Here is an 18318-nt window from a genome sequence, read left to right as displayed (position 1 = left end):
ATGGTAGTTGAAAGATGTCTAAAAAGATAACGTATATTTATGATTCTTGATGGGATAAAATTAATTGATAACATAAGCTGTTTTATTAAAAAGAGGATTTAATGTTTGCTAGGAAATATTCATGAAGTCTTGTATCATTAGTTAGTTCTGGATGAAATGTAGTACCCATATGTATGCCTTGTTTAATGGCGACTGGTTTATTATCGAGCGTAGCAAGTATTTCCACAGAAGAATCCACTTCTTTTATTGAGGGCGCTCTTATGAATACTCCTTTGAATGGTTTAGAACCGATTACTGGTATGTTAAGATCTACCTCGAATGAATCTTTTTGACGACCATAGGTGTTTCTTTCAACTACCATGTCTATAATTCCAAGCAGCGGTTGTGTTGTTTCTCCAACAGTTCTATCATATGTTTTCTTTGCCATTATTATAAGACCTGCGCATGTTCCCCAAATAGCCAAGTTCTCAGTCTCAATCTTGTTTCTAATATGTTCTAGTAATTCATTATGTTTCATCAATGAACCGATTGTAGTACTTTCACCACCCGGAATAATTAATCCACTGAGATTCTCTAAGCCTTTAGGTTTTTTGACCCATATTATTTTGCCTTTAATATTTAGTTTGTCCATAGCTATTTTTAATGCAGAAATGTGTTCTTCGATATCACCTTGTAATCCTAAAACTCCAATGTTCATGCTTGAGCACCTCTCTCTTGCATGCGAAGTTCTAGTTTCTTGATGTCCATACCTATCATGGATTTTCTTTCATCTATCATGCTCTGCGCTTCTGCAACAATTTCAGGATCATCATAGTGTGTCACAGCCAAAACAATAGCTTTAGCTCTTTCCAGTGGATCTGAAGATTTGAATATTCCTGAACCCACAAACACTCCGTCACTTCCGAGCAGCATCATTAATGCAGCATCCGCTGGTGTTGCTATTCCACCTGCAGCAAAATTTACTACCGGAAGCCTGCCAAGACGTGCAACTTCTTCTACTAGTTTATAACTAACCTTTAATTCTCGTGAAACACGAATGAGCTCTTGCATGTCACCATCTTCATAAATAGCTTTTACACGTCTTATCTCGTTATTCATTATTCTCATATGTCTTACAGCTTCTGCTACATTGCCGGTTCCAGCCTCACCTTTAGTTCTTATCATTGCAGCCCCTTCTTCGATCCTACGAAGTGATTCCCCCAAGTCCCTTGCACCGTTTACAAAAGGTGTTGTGAAATCCCATTTCCATATATGACGCTCCTCATCAGTAGGAGTGAGAACTTCGGATTCATCTATCATATCAACACCTATTGCTTCCAGAAGCCTAGCTTCGTATGTGTGACCTATTCTACATTTTGCCATTACAGGAATCGTCACATGATCCATTATGCTTTCGATAACCTTAAGACTAGCAGTTCTAGCTACACCTCCCTCCTTTCTTACATCATAGGGTAGTTTATCTAATACCATTACTGAAACAGCACCAGCATCTTCAGCTATTTGCGCTTGCTCGATATTAGTGACATCCATTATAACTCCATGCTTTAACATATGGGCGAAACCACGCTTTACTAAAGTTGAACCTTGCACATGTTCAATATCATTCATGATGATTTTCTTTAACCCCTTTGGGCCAATTTCTTCAGGAACAAGTGATATCATTTTACCTCAGATTTTAGTTAAAATAATTATATATAAGATTTAGCTTATGCATAAGTTTTCTTAAAGATAGTCTATATGTTAAGATAACGCTTATACTCCCACTCAGTAATTGTATATTTTGTAGAATCCCAGCTTCCCACAGATGATATGTAATCATCATATTCACGTTTTTTCAGATTGATGAAAGATTCGTAAAGAGCTTCACCTAGAGTTGATTTAACTAACGAATCATGAGTTAGATCCTCTACTGCCTCACCTAAGTTTACAGGTAATGCTTTCACACCAAGCTTCTCTCTTTCAGTGTTGCTTAAGTGATAAAGGTTCACGTTAACAGGTTGTGATTCCAATTTTCTATTGATTCCCTCAATTCCTGCAGCTATGATAACACTTAATGCCAAGTATGGATTTAGCGAGGGGTCGGGATGTCTATACTCTATATGCGCTTCAACCTTATTTTTAACTAAATGCGCTGGCACTCTTATTATTGCTGATCTGTTGCCATACGCCCAAGCTATGTATACCGGGGCCTCATAACCTGGCACGAGTCTTTTATACGAGTTTACTAGCGGTGCAACTATTGCTGAAAGAGCGCGTGAGTGATCCAATATTCCGCTTACAAAGTTCACAGCAGCTTTCGATACTTTTTCAGCATCTTCATAGAAGAGATTTTTATTACCTCTCCATAGACTCATGTGAATGTGTGCTCCGCTTCCATTAATTCCCCAAAATGGTTTTGGCATAAAAGTTGCTGTAATTCCTCTTTCTTTTGCCATGAATTTGAAAGCAGTTTTAACTAAAAAGAGCCTATCTGCAATAGTTAATGGATCACTCGCCTCTAGTGTGAATTCATATTGTCCTGGTGCTACCTCATGATGATGCTTTACCACATTATACGTGTCAAATAACTCGCCTATTTTACGACAGATTTCATCACCAATTCTTGTAGGTTCAGCTGAATAATAGTATCCGTCATCTAACGGTTTAGGTTGGGGTCCAGTAACTAAAAAGAATTCTAATTCAACACCCATTAACACTCTTAAACCTAGTTTTTTCACACTGCCTAAAGTATTTTTAAGTATAGATCTTGGATTTTTTTCAAACGGTTCATTGTTGTGTTTGTAAATATCTCCTATTACCCAGGCTACATGGGGTGAGTCCCATGGAGCGATCACCAATGTATTCAGATCAGGTTTTATTACTAGATCGCTTTCCTCAATCTCAGTAAACCCTGGCACTGATGACCCATCAATTCCAGCCCCCTCATAAATAACTTCATTTAAACTACTCTTATGAATAGTTACAACTCTTGGCTGTCCTGCCAAATCAACCGCAGCAACTCTTAAATATTTTATTCCAGATTTTTCTAAACGATCTATCGCTTCTTTGTACGATTCTATACTATTTTTTACTGGCATATATTATATTCAAACTTTTTGTTTTTAAACTTTTAGTTCTAAGCGATTATTTAAACTCGAAAGTTGTTCTATGAATAACCAAAAAATAAAAACATTAACGTAACCCTGCTATTTCGCTTTCAAGAGCTGAAACAAGATTAGCAAGTACTTGCATTACTTTATAAGCTTCTACAACATTTTGTGCACGATACCTTAACGTGTAAGGATCAACCCTTTCCATATTTGGAATACGCTCACCTGTATCAGCATACGCAGTACTCTTCATCACAAAAGTGAACGTTACTGGATTATTGATTTTAAGAGGTTTTGCTTCTTTACCTATTTTCAAAATGGCTTTTCTGATACCCTCTTTCAGGTTCTTCTCAATTTTTATTAGAGATGGTGATATTGAGGAATATCTAGTAATGGATTCTTTAAATACAACATACTCAACCCATGGTGCTTTTTCAAGCACATCAAGCTTTAATTTATCATCACCACCTACAAGTATTACTGGAACGTTGTATTCACCTGCTATCAAAGCATTAATATAGAATTCACTGGCTTTAATACTGTTCACAAGTATCTCATGAAACGATTGCCCACTGTATGTATGATCAAGTATTGCGTAAGAAGTCCCCGCCGCTGCATGATACCCTATGAATAATGCTGCATCAAATCCATGCTCTATTCCATAAACCATGTCCACTGGTCTTAAACTTCCTCGTACGAGATATACATATTCTGGCATCTCCTCGTAAACTATGCTTCCCATATACCAGTGTGAGTCTGCCACATAAATCTCATCAAATCCGTTCTGATACAATGTTTCAGCAGTAATTTTTGTTATTCTTGTAACGATTCTTCGCCCTTCATCATGCAAAAATGCTTTAGGGGCTGTCTGAGACACATGAAAAATCCCAGGCATTCCTTCCATATCAACAGATACATAAGCCTTCATTTTTCATCCTCTTTATTATAATTCAAATGAATTATAAGGTTATCTCTACAATTTTTAAATCCTCCTAAAATCTTCTTGAGGAACAATTTAACGAACCAACAAAATACCAGTTTGGAACTTTTGCTTCTCACCAAAAAGCGAAACCTACTGCTTGTATTATAATAGAAAAGAACGGAAACCTTAGGATTCTTTAAAACCAACCAATCTTACGAAAGAAAAGTACTAATATTATAGCGAATGTTATCATTACAGTCAAAATTACTGGATAGGCATACGGTAAACGCGCTTCCGGTATTTCAAGGTTCATGCCATATATTCCCGCAATAATTATAAGTGGTAAGGCAATCACGTTTATTGCAGTCAACTTTTTCATCACAATATTTAATGACAATGATATTGAAGACAAATGCAAATCACGTACATCAGCTAACCTTTCCTTTTGCAATTCAATAAGCTCGATCAGGTGAGCAGAATCTTCATAAAATTCTCTAAGAAGTCTCTCACTCTCAGTTGAAAGTTTATAAATACCCTTGCCAAGCAGCAATGATACGTGTTCCCTCATAAAATAAAATGTACGCCTCAATACAACTAAATTTGATCTAACATCTCTAAGCATTCCCATATTAATCTTAGCAGGTTCTTTAACAACTAAATCCTCTAATTCATCAATCTGTTCATCCATTAAATCAGTTACATCATAATAATCATCAACCAATTTACCCATAATAACAGAAAACAAAACATCAACATCTAGTTCCTGAACTCTATAATCATTCCTTACCAAACACTCCTTAACTTTACTGAGAAATTCCTGAGACAAACTAATAATAATTACTGTATTTGTATTCTTATATAGCAGTACCAATAACGGCATATAATCCATTTTACTCCCTTTGACTCGAAAAAGTTGTGATGTAAGTATCAACTGTTCATCAGCAATAAGCCTAGATCTTTCTATATCATCCTTAGACAACTTTACCGACACATTACCAATATTTAACTGATCCAGTGAGGCAAACATTTCATCAACACTTTCTACATAAACCATTATTAAACACTTATCCCTAACATCTTTCTTCATAGCTTCCTTGCACTCTTTCTCCTCTATCTTCTTACCATCATAAACAATATATGTAATTCTCATAACTAAACTATAAAATCACTAAAATTAAATAAACTTACTGAAAACCACAATAAAAAGAAAAACATCAAACCCCAAATGATCTAAAAACATCACATAATCCTCTACCGAAAACCTTAAACGTAAACCCGATGAGCAAGCGAGTTACTCCACGACTAATAGCGTTTAGGATGGGCTTTACGCCCGTTCCCTCATCTGCTGGTTTGTGATGCTCACATCCCCGCCATCCCATGCCTCTCGTTATCTTATGAGCTATGTTTATACATGCGTTTTGTATGGGAACAAATTTAGTGGGTTAACATTATGTTTAAACTTTTGCACATTCCAGAGCCTAAAGCTCTAAGCTTTCTGGGTACCGTTGTGGGATTCATGGACTTTCGTCCCTTCCCTCTCAATTTCATAGAGGGCTTTCTGGGGCAACGGGGCTCCCCTCATCCTGAGCATGTTTAGACGTGCCCATTCGGTGCCAATTTACCACCACATATCGGGCACGTTCATGCATTCTTTAATACACTAAACATCTATAAAAATCTATCTATTTGGGAGCTGCTGTCCAACCCTAAATAATTAGCATTTTCCTGCCGCACATTCATCCTTGCATGATGATGATTCACAAAGTTATAAAAATGATAAAGTTAAAGTTCTTAAGGGCAGTACCAAAATAAAATATTTCATTATTTTGTAATTATGATTCTATGCCTCCACAATCATGACTCTTCTAGTCATTGGAATACCTTTTGCTATTCTTGTAGCTCTGGGCTGTTTCAGATTTATTAGATAAATCTCTGTGGTCGAATAAATCACCTCATCTTCGTTTTAAACAAGCAAATCCTGTAGTGCCCGTGGCCGGTTGTGGCAGCTCAAAATTAAGAGATTTCCATTTATCCCCGTTATCTTCAGAAATTTTTATAGGTTTTTGATCTAATGTATGTCCCACTATTCTACACTATTCCTGCTCATAAGACTCTCATCAATCTCAAAGGACTTTGAATAAGATATAAAAGACTTAAGGTTAGAAATGTTCTCATTCTACTAAATAATCATTGAAGCTTGGGCCTTTATAGCGTTTTTTGGGTTTATACTTTCTAGTGGTGATTGGATGTAATAATAATGATTTTACTAATGTTTCACCGATTTGCTTTTCATAACCTTTAAATTTTTCTAGTGCTTTGTTGACTTCTTTGATTGTCATTGCGTAGAACGTTGTTGGGTCTAATTTTGCGTTTTCTATTTGGTCTAGTAATTTTTCCATGTTTGCGGTCATTTCTGGTGTTGTTATTTCTGGAACTTTATTTACTAGTGCTTCTATTACTGCTTTACCTAGGGGTGTTATTGTCAGTTTAGTTTTTCCTGTGATGTAACTTCGTTGCAACAATATTCGAACTTCTTCATCCCTGGTTGCTGGTGTTCCTAACCCTAATTTTTCCATAGTTTTAATAAGTGACGATTGTGTATAGTGCGGTGGCGGTTTAGTTTCATCTTCTTCTATTCTTACCTTTATTATTCGTAATTTTTCATTAGGATTTATGTCTGGTAGTCGCTCTTCATGTATTTTTGAGTAAGGATAAACTTTTAACCATCCTTGTGTTAAAATGATATTTCCATCTGTTTTGAAGAAGAGGTTAGCAACATCGACTGTTATTGATATACGTTTTATGTGCGAATCGGGGGAAAGAATTGCTAGTGTTCTTCTAAATATTAGTTCGTACAATTTTAATTCATCATGACTTAGGCGTGTATCATTTATAGATTTTACAGCATGTATTGGTGGATGTGCTCCATCAAATTTATCTCCTTGCCTAGGCAGAAAATTTGTTATATCTTGTACAAATTTCACCAAGTCAGGCTTATACGAATAGAGTGCAGTTAATATTTTTTTGAAGTATGCTTTGTCATGCTTTCCAGGACTTGTATCAAACATGGTGGATCCTGATCTCGGATATGATATTAGTGCTTTTTCGTAAAGAGATTGAGCTAGAGATTTTGTTTTTGTTGGTTCAAATCCGTAAAGTCTTTGTGATTCACTTTGAAGGTCTGATATTGAGAATGGTATGGGTGGTTTAACATATTCTAATCTAGTTTTAACATCAGCTATTCCCCATCCTACATTACGTGCCAAGTTAGCATATGATTCGGCTTTACTTTTATTAAAAATTCTAGACTCATTGTTAACTGTAAGTGTTGCATCAAACTGTTCCCCTTTGGATGTTTGGAATGTAGCCTTTATTACATAAAATTTTTGAGGTTTAAAGTTTTCAATCTCTCTAATTCGTTCGTAAACTAATCTAAGTGTTGGTGTCTGAACACGCCCTGCACTAATCACTCTCTTATCTCTTCCACCAGACCTTCGATAAGACCACGTTAACGCTCTAGTGAGATTTGCTCCCCATAATAGATCTAAACGGTCTTGTGACAAGCCTGCATATGCCCGGCTTATATCCATAGGTTTTAAGTTCTCATAAGATTTTCTTAACTCATCTTCAGTAAGAGAGTTAAACTCCATTCTTTTTATTTTAGGTGAATGTAGTGGAATCTTGATCAATGATCCAAGTATCTGCATTGCTATATAACTCCCTCTTCTATCCAGGTCTGTTGCTACTATAATTTCTGGATCGTTAAGTTGTGTAAGTATGTATTTGATAGCATCTAAAAAATGTTGTTTACCATCGATTGGTACATATCTATAATGATTAATCGGTGGTAAAACTGGGTAACGCCAACCCTTATTATATTCTTCCAGAAAATCCAGAGTATACAAATGTCCAGAGGCAGATACAACATAGACCGTGTTACCGTAATCGTCTTTTGCAGTGTAAATTTTGACACCTTTTTTAAATTCAATCTCTTTATATCTAGAACCAAACAACGCTTTAACAATTCGTCGTGCAACATCAGGTTTTTCTGCAAGTATTATCCGCTCTTTCGGCGAGAAGGCTTCCGACTTCGGTCGTGGAGATGAATCGCCGTTAAGTTTATATTCCTCCAATTCCACCATCTCCTTGAGCGGGTCGCTCGCATGTAGTTCGGACGTCCGAAAGCTGGAGTAAGGCTCCGAACCGAGAAAGGCGGGGGTGGTTCCAGCAAGCGGGCCATGGACTACATGTCCATAGCAGGGGCTGGTTTGACACAGCCCGAACTCGGTAGAATGAGTGGAAGCCCCACGACAAACCGAGAATCTCCCGGCTTCAGCCGTGGAGAGTGTCAATCTATACACGTCATCACCTTACACTATATGTCTTTTTCTTCGGCACACAATCTACATATTTCTGGATTATAGTGTTTCAATAATGGTCTACTTTCTTTGGCTGCATAAAAATCATCCAAGTTTATCGATGCTGTAACTAAATCCTCCTCAAAATACTTTGCTTTCACTAATACTTTACCACGCGCATCAACTGCATGACTTCCTCCCCAATATCCCAAGCCTTCCTCATTCCCTACCGCATTAACGTATACTACGTTAACAGTGTTTTCGAGAGCGCGAGCTTGTGTAAATAATTCAAAGAAGTTTCTGCTCATATCAGGCGAAACTGAAATAACGAATATAGTATGAGCCCCTCTCAACACCAACAATCTTGTGAGTTCCGGGAAGAACAAATCAAAACAGATTTCAAGACCAATGCGACCAAACTGAGTATCAACTGCTATAGGTGTTGCTCCATTTCTAAAATACCTACCCTCCTCAAAAACTCCATATGTAGGTAAGTATATTTTTCTATACTTTCCTATTAACCCTTGTGGTCCTACTAAAACCATAGAATTGTATATAACACCAGGATCATTGAGACTTCTCTCAGGCATTCCAAAACCAATATAAACATTTTTCTCTCTTGCTTTAGATATCATTTTTTCAGTAGAAGGTCCAGGTACTGGTTCGGCAACCTTATAAAATAAATCCTTTAATGCATAACTAGTTAGGGCTAGCTCGGGAAAAAGAACAAAATGAGCACCCATATCCACAGCCCTATCCACATATTCGTACATCTTTTTTAAATTAGCCTCTTTTGAAGCAGGTATTGATTGTATCTGGGCTAACGCAACTGTTATTGTTCTCATGTAACACCAAATATCTTATTTTACCGACATGCTAATAAATTTACATGAAGATTCAGAACTCTGCTTTCCGTATCTGAAGCTGATATTTAGGTCTTAAGCGACTGGGTAGAGTTTTTCAAAAATGATGCTCATTCATTAAGCCGACCTATTGAAACCATTAACTAGAGGGCTTTTAAAGAGTTAATTTAATAAATTCCTGTAAGATAATTTAATTAACATGAGTGTTCAGGGTGCATATCAACAATTAAAAATTGATAGTGAGCGCGTCGTTTCTAGGATTACTAGTTTTATAAAGGATTTCATAATTAAATCTAACAGAAGCGGTATAGTAATAGGGTTAAGTGGTGGTATAGATTCTACAGTTACTGCTTATTTGTGTGTTAAAGCTTTAGGAAATAAAAATGTGTTCGGATTAATAATGCCCGAAGCTAATGTAACTCCTGAAGAGGATATAAAGGATGCTCTTTCTGTAGCAAAAAAGCTTGACATTGAATATCGCATTGTAGATATTACGAATTATGTGAAAAATATAGAGGCTCTTATACCGAATAGTGATCAAGTTTCAAGAGGTAATATCAGGGCACGTATAAGAATGGTGATTCTGTACTATTATGCAAATGTTAAAAATTATTTAGTTGTAGGTACAGGTGATAAGAGCGAAATACTCCTTGGATATTTCACAAAGTACGGTGATGGAGCTTCAGATTTCATGCCCATCGCAGATCTTTATAAAACACAGGTTAGAGAGTTAGGAAAATACTTAGAAGTGCCTGAGAATATCCTGTTAAAAAAGAGTAGCCCAAGGCTTTGGGCTGGTCAAATGGCTGAGACGGAATTAGGACTAAGTTATGATATAATCGATCCAATATTATATGCCTTAGTTGATCTTAGGCTTGATGCGAGGACAGTCTCAGAAAAACTTAATGTAAGTGAAGATTTAGTTAGGTCGATATATAACAGAGTTTTATCTAATGAACATAAAAGGCGTGGACCTATGATTGTACAGGTTGGTTCCAGAGGTTATGGTATAGGCTTCAGAATACCGTTTATGAGCGGTGAGCTTTTAGAGTGAAATGCGTAATAGGTTATGTAAAAACTGATGTGCACGATCATATACTTTACAAGTTACATATTGAGGATTTAAGTAACATGGCTCGTTCTATTGGTTACGAACCTGTTGGTGTAGTTATACAAACTATGCCTAAAGAGAACGTTAGTTTTCTTTTTGGCTCGGGTAAAGTTAATGAACTTAAAACCAAAATAAGAGAAGATGGTATTGAGGCATTGATACTTTATAATATAATGAACAGTATCCAAAAATTAAACCTTGAGAGAATGCTTAACGTGAAAGTACTTGATAGGTATGATCTCACGTTAGAAATATTTGACCAAAATGCATCTGATAAAATTTCAAAACTACAAATTGAGTTAGCCAAATTATTAAAGTTTATGCCGTATGAGAAATTAAAAGCTTCAATACGTTACTTTAAGAATAAACCTGGACCAAAGAGTTCAGGTGAATATGCCTATCATAAAACCATAGGACAACTAAAAAGACGCATTAACCAACTAGAAAATGAAATAGAACATGCTCGTATAAAACGTTATATGCAATTAAAACAGAGAAGATCATTAGGTTTACCAATAATAGCTCTCTCAGGATATTACGGTGCTGGAAAGACAACACTATTTAACAACTTAACAAACCTAAGAAGACCTGCCCTAGGTAAACCATTCACCACGCTCTCAAGTAAGTATTACTTATGCAGAACAGGCGGTAAACGATATCTACTAATCGACACAATAGGATTTGCGACTGGATTAGATCCCAGAATGATACATTCATTCAGATTAACACTCGACGATATAAGACTATCAGATTCAATAATCAGTGTCATCGACATATCTGATCAACCAATAATCCTTAAATACAGAACTCAGACCGTAGCATCAATACTAAAAGAACTCTCCATCAATATGGATAAAATAGTAATAGCAGCAAACAAGATAGACCTATTAGATGAACAAATCATAAACGAAAGAATCGAAATACTTAAACAGATTTTTAATCCAGCACCCATAATACCTATCTCAGCACAACAAAAAATCAACATTAAACAACTCATACAAACAGCAATAAACATTAGCAAAAAAAGTGTCGACGAAAAACAAATCGAACAGACAAGAATGAACACACACTACTAGCATCAAATCAATTATTAATAATTAATTCACAGAGCAAAAACTCTGATCTCCTTCTAAGTCCTAAAAACAGACACACATGACAGCGCCCAGTCAGTATGATGAAAGGCTTATTAAAAGAAACAGAAATCTTCTAACTTTAGCTATGTAGAGTTTCAAATTTCTAGAATAATATAAACATTGAGTAGTTTTATTTTAACGCCGGGGGTGGGATTCGAACCCACGTGCCCAAAGGGCAACGGCTTTCATGTCCCCCTTTTATAATAGATCTCGAGGCCGCCACCTTTACCACTCGGTCACCCCGGCACCTGCATATATATCTTAAAAATCATTGTTAATAAATTTTTAAGATATTAAGGTATGACCTCTGCGATAACAGTAATTTTTAACAGGCTATTGGGTTTACGCAGGTGTTCTATGAGATCACGTCTTATATCAGCTGCTGCTTTATCAGCGTTTATCATTAGTGTTCTATCTGATATATAGTTACTTTTTCTTATCACAATGCTTGCTGGATTGTTTAGAGTAAGTTTTGAACTGCCTTTACCATGAACCTCTTCTATGACATTGTTAGATTCTAGTAGTAGTATAATTTTTGAGTTCTCTGTTCTGATTAATTTTTTTAATAAGGGGTCTAAATCCAAGACTGATTTATTTGCATCTATACCTATTATACAATTACCCCTCTTTGTGAGATATTTTTCCTTGGTAATTTCGAACGTAGTTCTATGAGTAGCTAATATGTTTGGATGCCCTTTTGCATAGATTACATCGATTGCATGCATCATATTTTCTGATTATCAAGATTCATATATTGTTTATCTAATTTTCTCACCACTCTAAAGCGTGATCATTTTCATCATTTAGGATTATATCTTTATATAAGGAGTGAACTAGAAGCGTTGAAGATTTCTTAACTGCTTTTGCTTCTATTATTATAAGAATTCAGTTAAACTATTCATTTGTATCTTGAAGCGTATGATTTTAACTGCAATTTGCTTGTTTAAGTTAATTTTAATCAAATGTGTTATGCAAGATTAATGTTGGAACAGATTATTAATATTTTAATAAAAGCTGGTATGAAGAAGAGAGTTGTTAAATATTTTGTTAACATGGTGAAGGATGAACTTGATGTTATGAATATAGAGAATTCTCATAATAACACTTATTTAGGTTAGTTTATTACAGTAAAGTGGTGGTAATATGGATGAGCGTCTTTTAAAGAATATTCCTAATGAAGCTAAAGAAGTTATTGAATTAGTTCAAAAGCATAATAGATGGCGTGGATATGAAACAATTAATATGATTGCGTCTGAGAACGTCACATCCCCTCTTGTAGATATGGTTTATCTCAGTGATGCGATGCACAGGTACGCTGAAGGATTACCTTATAAAAGATATTATCAAGGTCTTATCTATATTGATGAGATTGAAGTGTACGCAAATAAGGTAATGGGTGAGTTATTTAATGCTAAGTATGTTGATTTAAGACCAATTTCCGGTACTATAGCTAATGCTAATGCGTTTTATGTTTTAGGTGTTAGAGGGACAAAAGCATTGGTAACACCCGTTTATGCTGGTTCTCATGTTAGTCATACAAAATTTGGTGTGCTCGGTGCATTAGGATTTGAGGAGATATCATTACCTTTTAATGCGGAAGAGATGAATATAGATGTCGATAGTGCTATTAAGCTTATTAAAGAGGTTAGGCCGAGACTTGTTATACTGGGTGGTTCGCTTTATCTATTTCCACATCCAGTAAAAGAATTGCTTCCTGCTGTTGAAGATGTGGGAGGATACTTAATATATGATGCTGCTCATGTGCTAGGGTTAATTGCTGGTAAACGTTTTCCGAATCCGTTAGATGATGGAGCTCATATAGTCACAAGTTCCACTCATAAAACGTTTCCTGGACCTCAGGGTGGTATTGCAATGACTAATATAGAAGAGATTTATAAGGCATATCGTAAAACGATATTTCCAGTGTTTGTTTCAAATCATCACTTACACAGACTTGCAGCTACAGCCATTACAGGTATTGAAATGAAATATTTTGGTGAAGCGTACGCTGAGCAAATAATAAGGAATTCGAAAGCATTGGCGCAGGCCCTTTATGAGAGTGGGTTTAAAGTACTTGGCGAGAAGAGTGGTTTTACGAAAACTCATCAAGTGGTTTTGAATGTGCGCGAGTTAGGTGGAGGAACTAATGCAGCTGTTACCCTTGAACATGCTAATATAATAGTAAATAAGAATATGATTCCAGGAGATACGCCTGAAATGGTAAAGGACCCATCTGGTTTAAGGTTAGGCGTTCAAGAGCTTACCAGATGGGGATTTAGAGAAAATGATATGAAATATATTGCAGAGTTAATGAAGAAGGTTCTTATTGATAAGATCAATCCAGAGATTATAAAGAGGGATGTCATAGATTTTCGATCTAAATTTACTAAGATTCACTATACTTTCGACTTAGAACTACAAGAACCATTAAAAGAACTTCCATTAATTTACTGATGATTTTGCTCTATCTTTAATAATGTTTTTACTTCCCTTACACCAATTGCTACTCTGAAGGTTTTTGCTTTATTTAAAGTATCAAAAACTTCCTGTAATAATCCTTTCACATAGATTCTATCGCCAACTTTTAGTAAGTCTAGATAAAAGCTATCATAACTTACTAACTCATTTACTGTCAGCTGTAGTCCTGAGAGTATTGATACGTTGCATAACTCATAACGTATTGGTGAAAAGAATGGATCTATAGGTTTATTTATTATAGCTGTTAATTCTATTGGTCCTAGGGATCTATAAATATATTTCCCGTAAGTATTTGTAGTTTCTTGCTCAGTTTTTATTGGAGATATTGAGAATGGTTTCTTTTTGAAAAATCCTTTATGCCAAATTCTATTGAATAATTGATAGATATTTGTGCTGTATAATCCGTGATGGGAGGCATCGTTAATAATATTTTTTATTGAGTATCGTGAGAAACCTTTTGATCTATCTTCTAAAATTGAGTTAAGCGTGTCTTTAATTTTTTCTGTTAAATTTTTGCCTGAAATTGTTAAGTCAATATCTGAAATTTGTTCATTGTGTATTCCAATCAGTAATGTCCCGGTTACTCCGAAGAAGTTCTTTGGTATGTTACTGTATGAACTTAATATATCAACTAACTCTAATGCTAAACGTTCAAGAGTATCTCTCCCTTCTAGGATGGACAATCGTGTTTCAGGTATGTATATTGTTTTAACCTGATCTAATGGTATTAATGGAACGTTTGCACCAAAAACATTGTCCCATCGTGTAAGGCTTTTTATTTTTTCCTTTATTTTGCTTATAGATGCATCAATGCCTTCAGCACCGTAGTGCGGTATGAGACGTTCATAATAAGTTGTACCATTATACCATGGTGTTTTCTTATCGGTTGGTGCATACTTTGGAAAGGCTAGAGCATACCCTGGTGGATGTTCGTAACCCACTACATGATAATATATTTTATTCCATTCAAGGTATTCTTTATCTCTTATTACTCGGTTTATACCATCCATGGTGTTATATTGTTAAGTTAAGATTTAATGGTGGCCAGCCGTAGCTTTCTTTAAGAATGAGTATCGCTGCTTGTGGTGGGAATACTCCTCGTTCTGTAATTATCATATCAATGTATTCCGGTGGTGTTAAATCGTAGATAGGAGCCCTTACTTTAACGTTAAACAAGCCATATGATTTTCTAACCTCATCAGGTAGTATAACAGTGGGATCTCTTTCCTCAATTTTTATTGGAATTCCTATCATCGTTTCTGGACTGAACTTGTATGTGCCAGCTAATACGTGAACACGAACGCGTGCTTCGTATGCTACCATTGCTACTACTGATGTTCCTATTTTATTTACTATTGCACCGTTTGCTGCCACAGCTTCAGCTCCTATTATAACTTTATCGACATCCTTCATCACATATCTTACTGCAGAGTCTACTATTAATGTTACAGGAATACCTTTAGAGGCAAGTTGACTCGCCGTTATACGTCCTTCAAAATCAGGACGTGATTCAGTGACTATGACCGATATATTTTTTCCTGCGTCTTGAGCTGCAAATAGTGCTTTTAGTACTGTAGTGCTTAAACTGTGTGTTAATATTACATCTCCATCTTCTATACGTCGTGATGCTATCAATGTTATTAATTGAACAGCCTCATTAATTTTTTCTGAAAGTTTTACTATATCCTGGGTTATACGTTCCACTGCCTCATTAAAACTATATGTCCTCATGTCTTTGAGTTTATCTAAAACGTATCTTATGCTATTTGCGAGCATTATATTTGATGGGCGAGCACTTAAAAGTATTCTTCCCCACTCTCTAACATCATTTTCTATTTCCTCAATAGAGTTCGCCTTTATTGTATGAAGACCGGTTACTAATGCGTTCATTGCCTCAATGGCTGATTGAGTTGAGCCACGAATTTCTTTGTTCATTATTTTTTGTGCAGTATCAAGAATTACTTGTGGTATACTCATATGTCATCATCCCTAAACCAATTTAAATGTATTTTTGGTGAGTAAAAACGTGTTTTCACATTACGTTGAATCATAAGAGATCTTATTGTTTGTGCATCTAATTTGCCAGGATCATTCGCGAGAGATCCGAGTATGTAATTTACAGAATATCCATAACACGGAATCCAAATATCATATTCCCTGACTATTGGAAAAACTTGATGTATGTTTAACAGAACTTTTTGATATATATCTTTATAGAAAAATGAGTTTCCTGCTTGAGTAACCATTATTCCTCCATCATTTAATATTGATTTAACTCTTTCATAAAAATATTTCTCGTATAAAGGTGACGCTATACTCTCAGCTATGTATGGGTCTATCAAATCTATGATAACGACATCAAACTTATTCTGAGTATTCATAACATATTTAAAACCATCATCAACTAGAACTACAGATCTCGGATCGAAAAAAGACCCTTGATGCATTTCGCTCAGATATTCTTTAGTAATATCCAGTAATTCTCCATCAATGTCAACCATTACAGCTTTCTTAACAGTTCCATGTTTAAGAACCTCACGCAACGTTGCTCCTTCACCACCACCAATTATAAGTACATCCTGAGGATTTGGATGAGTAAAAAGTGCAGGATGAACTAACGATTCATGATAATAGAATTCATCATTACTACTTGATTGTATATAATCATCAAGCACTAATACTTTACCAAAATCTAATGTTTCTGCTATAATAACATGTTGATATCTAGTTTTTTTATCAACAATAACCTTAGAGAGAGGCACTACTAATCTGCTATATGGCGAAACTGGCTCACTTATTAAAATTCCGCTTGACTTACTCATTATATCTTACCTCTATAGTGAATATTCTAAGAATCCAGTATTTAATTTTATGTCAATATTCTTTGTGTTTAAAGTTGGTTGGGTTCTTGTTTTAATGTTTTCATTGGTTTGTTGTTCATTACCCTTTGGGTTTAACTTCATTCCATTTCATTTAAGGGCTGTATCAGCTAGCCTATTAACCTTGCCTCCACAGGCGAGCTATATTCAGAACCACATCCAAACACTTATTAAGCTTAACAATTCATCCCAAAAACCAAAGACTTCCTTATTAACGTGAATATTAAATGAAAGTTTAGGAATGAAAGACCGTTGTTGAATAGTTAACGTTTTATTGCTATCCGTTCCATCTCTGCCAAAGTTTCATGGATGGCTTTCGGGGTCAACGGAAACTCCCCACATCCTGAGCAGATTAATACACGTAATTACATCTCTATCTTTTTGTATCCGCATGAGTTACACCTTAAAGCCTATGCACACTCGGTGCTAATTTTCCACCACATACCGGGCACAGGCTTGAAGTTCCATGAGTGGAGTCTTCGGTTGAGCATCTTGCCATGGTTCATGTGTTTACGTATTCCCTTCAAGTCTTCTATGACTATGCCCTTAGAAACTGTTTCAAAGGAGATAAATTTAAATAGAGCTTGACTACTTTAGTCTTGATGATGTCTAGAGATTGCTAGGAACTGCTTAGACCTAAAGACGTGGCAAAAATATTTAACATCTCAGTCAAGACGCCTCCATAACCTTTCAACCTCTCTTAGGATATCTTAGCTTACCCGTTAGGAGCCTAACAGCTCTAATAATCCCTTTCCTCTACCATTCCCAGAGCTTCCTGAGTCTGGCGTAGCTGGTTACGTTCATCTTAAACGCTTTCTCAATGCAGAAGTTCACCATATCCCTAAAATCCTCTATAAGAGTTCTCTAACCTCCTGATTTGATTCATAGTTGAATAGAACACCAAGCACTACCATAACTATTAGAGCATTACCCTAGAACATATGAAGTTAACTATTTGGAAACTGCTGCTCAACCCTGATTTTAACCAAGGTAGAGTATTAACTTACCAGTAAGTTAACTACGTTCAGCTCTTACTGTTGCTATGCTATTGTCCGCTATACCATTAGTTTTTGCATCATCACTATTGATCCAAACTTCATTTGATGGAACATTAACATCTTCTACAGCATCAAAAGTAAACCGTCTTTTACCAACTAAAACAATCTCAACCCTACTTGCTATTCCCAAATCCTTCATAGTTACAGGATTTATATGTGCCTTACCAATTTTTACTGTTTCCTTTCTTCTTATGCGGAGTCTCCTCTCAGGTATCTTTTGAGCGGACATATCACATATTCCTCATGAAATGCAAAAATAAAAAGTTTTTGGTTGTAATTTATAATAGTGCCTCTGAAGACCTTACAACAAAGGTCATAGAACAAACTTAAATGATGACCTTTTAACCTCCAGCTTTTCTTAACTATGAGTATGAATCCTCTTAGAGATTGTTTTCAGAATAGAACATCACTGATGATATGAATATGA

At 35.7% G+C, this 18318-nt stretch carries 17 protein-coding genes and 1 tRNA gene; 4 read left to right on the top strand and 14 right to left on the bottom strand.

The features are described from left to right. Positions 1-85: 85 nt before the first annotated feature. The 7 genes from pdxT to QW128_01145 form a co-directional block, all read right to left on the bottom strand. On the bottom strand, positions 86-697 hold the full coding sequence (gene pdxT, locus QW128_01175) for a pyridoxal 5'-phosphate synthase glutaminase subunit PdxT (protein ID MEM3832197.1): 612 nt from the start codon (positions 695-697) through the stop codon (positions 86-88). Continuing rightward, positions 694-1662: a pyridoxal 5'-phosphate synthase lyase subunit PdxS gene (gene pdxS, locus QW128_01170; protein ID MEM3832196.1), complete on the bottom strand. Its 969-nt coding sequence runs from the start codon at positions 1660-1662 to the stop codon at positions 694-696. The genes pdxT and pdxS overlap by 4 nt, the downstream gene beginning before the upstream one ends. A gap of 71 nt (positions 1663-1733) precedes the next feature. Continuing rightward, a complete protein-coding gene (locus QW128_01165; GenBank protein ID MEM3832195.1) occupies positions 1734-3077 on the bottom strand; it encodes a glutamine synthetase family protein in 1344 nt (447 codons plus the stop codon). 94 nt (positions 3078-3171) lie between these two features. Next, complete coding sequence (locus tag QW128_01160; protein ID MEM3832194.1) at positions 3172-4017, bottom strand: M55 family metallopeptidase; 846 nt, start codon at positions 4015-4017, stop codon at positions 3172-3174. Between the two features lie 190 nt (positions 4018-4207). Next, the gene (locus QW128_01155) at positions 4208-5161 is read right to left on the bottom strand and encodes a CorA family divalent cation transporter (GenBank protein ID MEM3832193.1); all 954 of its coding nucleotides are present in this window, start codon (positions 5159-5161) and stop codon (positions 4208-4210) included. Between the two features lie 1021 nt (positions 5162-6182). Next, positions 6183-8153 (bottom strand): type IA DNA topoisomerase, encoded by a 1971-nt coding sequence (locus QW128_01150; protein MEM3832192.1) that lies wholly within the window; start codon positions 8151-8153, stop codon positions 6183-6185. A 233-nt stretch (positions 8154-8386) separates the two neighbouring features. Continuing rightward, positions 8387-9214, bottom strand: coding sequence for a carbon-nitrogen hydrolase family protein (locus QW128_01145; protein ID MEM3832191.1), 828 nt, complete (start codon positions 9212-9214; stop codon positions 8387-8389). A gap of 217 nt (positions 9215-9431) precedes the next feature. On the opposite strand from QW128_01145, the gene QW128_01140 reads away from it, so the two are divergent. Continuing rightward, the gene (locus QW128_01140) at positions 9432-10286 is read left to right on the top strand and encodes an NAD+ synthase (protein MEM3832190.1); all 855 of its coding nucleotides are present in this window, start codon (positions 9432-9434) and stop codon (positions 10284-10286) included. Continuing rightward, positions 10283-11419 carry a GTPase gene (locus tag QW128_01135; protein MEM3832189.1) on the top strand — a complete coding sequence of 379 codons (1137 nt, stop codon included), beginning with the start codon at positions 10283-10285 and terminating at the stop codon, positions 11417-11419. Before QW128_01140 ends, QW128_01135 begins: the two co-directional genes overlap by 4 nt. Before the next feature lie 196 nt (positions 11420-11615). Here the strand turns inward: QW128_01135 and QW128_01130 are convergent. Next, positions 11616-11722, bottom strand: a tRNA-Ser gene (locus QW128_01130). Positions 11723-11769: 47 nt separating this feature from the next. Beyond that, entirely contained in the window at positions 11770-12204 is a 435-nt protein-coding gene (locus tag QW128_01125; protein MEM3832188.1) for a DUF371 domain-containing protein, read from the bottom strand. Positions 12205-12456: 252 nt separating this feature from the next. Here QW128_01125 and QW128_01120 point away from each other — a divergent pair, with 252 nt between their 5' ends. Together QW128_01120 and glyA are read left to right on the top strand one after the other, a co-directional pair. Then, the gene (locus tag QW128_01120) at positions 12457-12594 is read left to right on the top strand and encodes a hypothetical protein (protein MEM3832187.1); all 138 of its coding nucleotides are present in this window, start codon (positions 12457-12459) and stop codon (positions 12592-12594) included. 25 nt (positions 12595-12619) lie between these two features. After that, the gene (gene glyA, locus QW128_01115; protein MEM3832186.1) at positions 12620-13930 is read left to right on the top strand and encodes a serine hydroxymethyltransferase; all 1311 of its coding nucleotides are present in this window, start codon (positions 12620-12622) and stop codon (positions 13928-13930) included. Here glyA and QW128_01110 read toward each other — a convergent pair. The 5 genes from QW128_01110 to QW128_01090 form a co-directional block, all read right to left on the bottom strand. Then, positions 13924-14964 (bottom strand): hypothetical protein, encoded by a 1041-nt coding sequence (locus QW128_01110; GenBank protein MEM3832185.1) that lies wholly within the window; start codon positions 14962-14964, stop codon positions 13924-13926. The two genes, glyA and QW128_01110, sit on opposite strands and share 7 nt — an antisense overlap. Positions 14965-14968: 4 nt before the next feature. Continuing rightward, the gene (locus tag QW128_01105) at positions 14969-15931 is read right to left on the bottom strand and encodes a ribose 1,5-bisphosphate isomerase (GenBank protein ID MEM3832184.1); all 963 of its coding nucleotides are present in this window, start codon (positions 15929-15931) and stop codon (positions 14969-14971) included. Then, positions 15928-16776 carry a polyamine aminopropyltransferase gene (gene speE / locus QW128_01100; protein ID MEM3832183.1) on the bottom strand — a complete coding sequence of 283 codons (849 nt, stop codon included), beginning with the start codon at positions 16774-16776 and terminating at the stop codon, positions 15928-15930. The genes QW128_01105 and speE overlap by 4 nt, the downstream gene beginning before the upstream one ends. Before the next feature lie 467 nt (positions 16777-17243). Next, entirely contained in the window at positions 17244-17339 is a 96-nt protein-coding gene (locus QW128_01095; GenBank protein MEM3832182.1) for a hypothetical protein, read from the bottom strand. A 508-nt stretch (positions 17340-17847) separates the two neighbouring features. Next, on the bottom strand, positions 17848-18120 hold the full coding sequence (locus QW128_01090; protein MEM3832181.1) for a hypothetical protein: 273 nt from the start codon (positions 18118-18120) through the stop codon (positions 17848-17850). Between the last annotated feature and the right edge of the window lie 198 nt (positions 18121-18318).

It is taken from the genome of Thermoprotei archaeon (assembly GCA_038881895.1).
Classification (GTDB): Archaea; Thermoproteota; Thermoprotei; order Gearchaeales; family WAQG01; genus JAVZOV01.
This window is presented reverse-complemented; position numbering and strand designations above follow the sequence as displayed.

Excerpts from the sequence above, each read along its gene's own strand:
- QW128_01165 (MEM3832195.1), bottom strand. The coding sequence starts at position 3,077 with ATGCCAGTAAAAAATAGTATAGAATCGTACAAAGAAGCGATAGATCGT.
- QW128_01155 (MEM3832193.1), bottom strand. The coding sequence starts at position 5,161 with ATGAGAATTACATATATTGTTTATGATGGTAAGAAGATAGAGGAGAAA.
- QW128_01120 (MEM3832187.1), top strand. The coding sequence starts at position 12,457 with ATGTTGGAACAGATTATTAATATTTTAATAAAAGCTGGTATGAAGAAG.
- speE (MEM3832183.1), bottom strand. The coding sequence starts at position 16,776 with ATGAGTAAGTCAAGCGGAATTTTAATAAGTGAGCCAGTTTCGCCATAT.
- QW128_01110 (MEM3832185.1), bottom strand. The coding sequence starts at position 14,964 with ATGGATGGTATAAACCGAGTAATAAGAGATAAAGAATACCTTGAATGG.
- QW128_01160 (MEM3832194.1), bottom strand. The coding sequence starts at position 4,017 with ATGAAGGCTTATGTATCTGTTGATATGGAAGGAATGCCTGGGATTTTT.
- QW128_01125 (MEM3832188.1), bottom strand. The coding sequence starts at position 12,204 with ATGATGCATGCAATCGATGTAATCTATGCAAAAGGGCATCCAAACATA.
- QW128_01140 (MEM3832190.1), top strand. The coding sequence starts at position 9,432 with ATGAGTGTTCAGGGTGCATATCAACAATTAAAAATTGATAGTGAGCGC.
- QW128_01095 (MEM3832182.1), bottom strand. The coding sequence starts at position 17,339 with ATGAACCATGGCAAGATGCTCAACCGAAGACTCCACTCATGGAACTTC.
- pdxT (MEM3832197.1), bottom strand. The coding sequence starts at position 697 with ATGAACATTGGAGTTTTAGGATTACAAGGTGATATCGAAGAACACATT.
- pdxS (MEM3832196.1), bottom strand. The coding sequence starts at position 1,662 with ATGATATCACTTGTTCCTGAAGAAATTGGCCCAAAGGGGTTAAAGAAA.
- QW128_01105 (MEM3832184.1), bottom strand. The coding sequence starts at position 15,931 with ATGAGTATACCACAAGTAATTCTTGATACTGCACAAAAAATAATGAAC.
- QW128_01145 (MEM3832191.1), bottom strand. The coding sequence starts at position 9,214 with ATGAGAACAATAACAGTTGCGTTAGCCCAGATACAATCAATACCTGCT.
- QW128_01150 (MEM3832192.1), bottom strand. The coding sequence starts at position 8,153 with ATGGTGGAATTGGAGGAATATAAACTTAACGGCGATTCATCTCCACGA.
- QW128_01090 (MEM3832181.1), bottom strand. The coding sequence starts at position 18,120 with ATGTCCGCTCAAAAGATACCTGAGAGGAGACTCCGCATAAGAAGAAAG.
- glyA (MEM3832186.1), top strand. The coding sequence starts at position 12,620 with ATGGATGAGCGTCTTTTAAAGAATATTCCTAATGAAGCTAAAGAAGTT.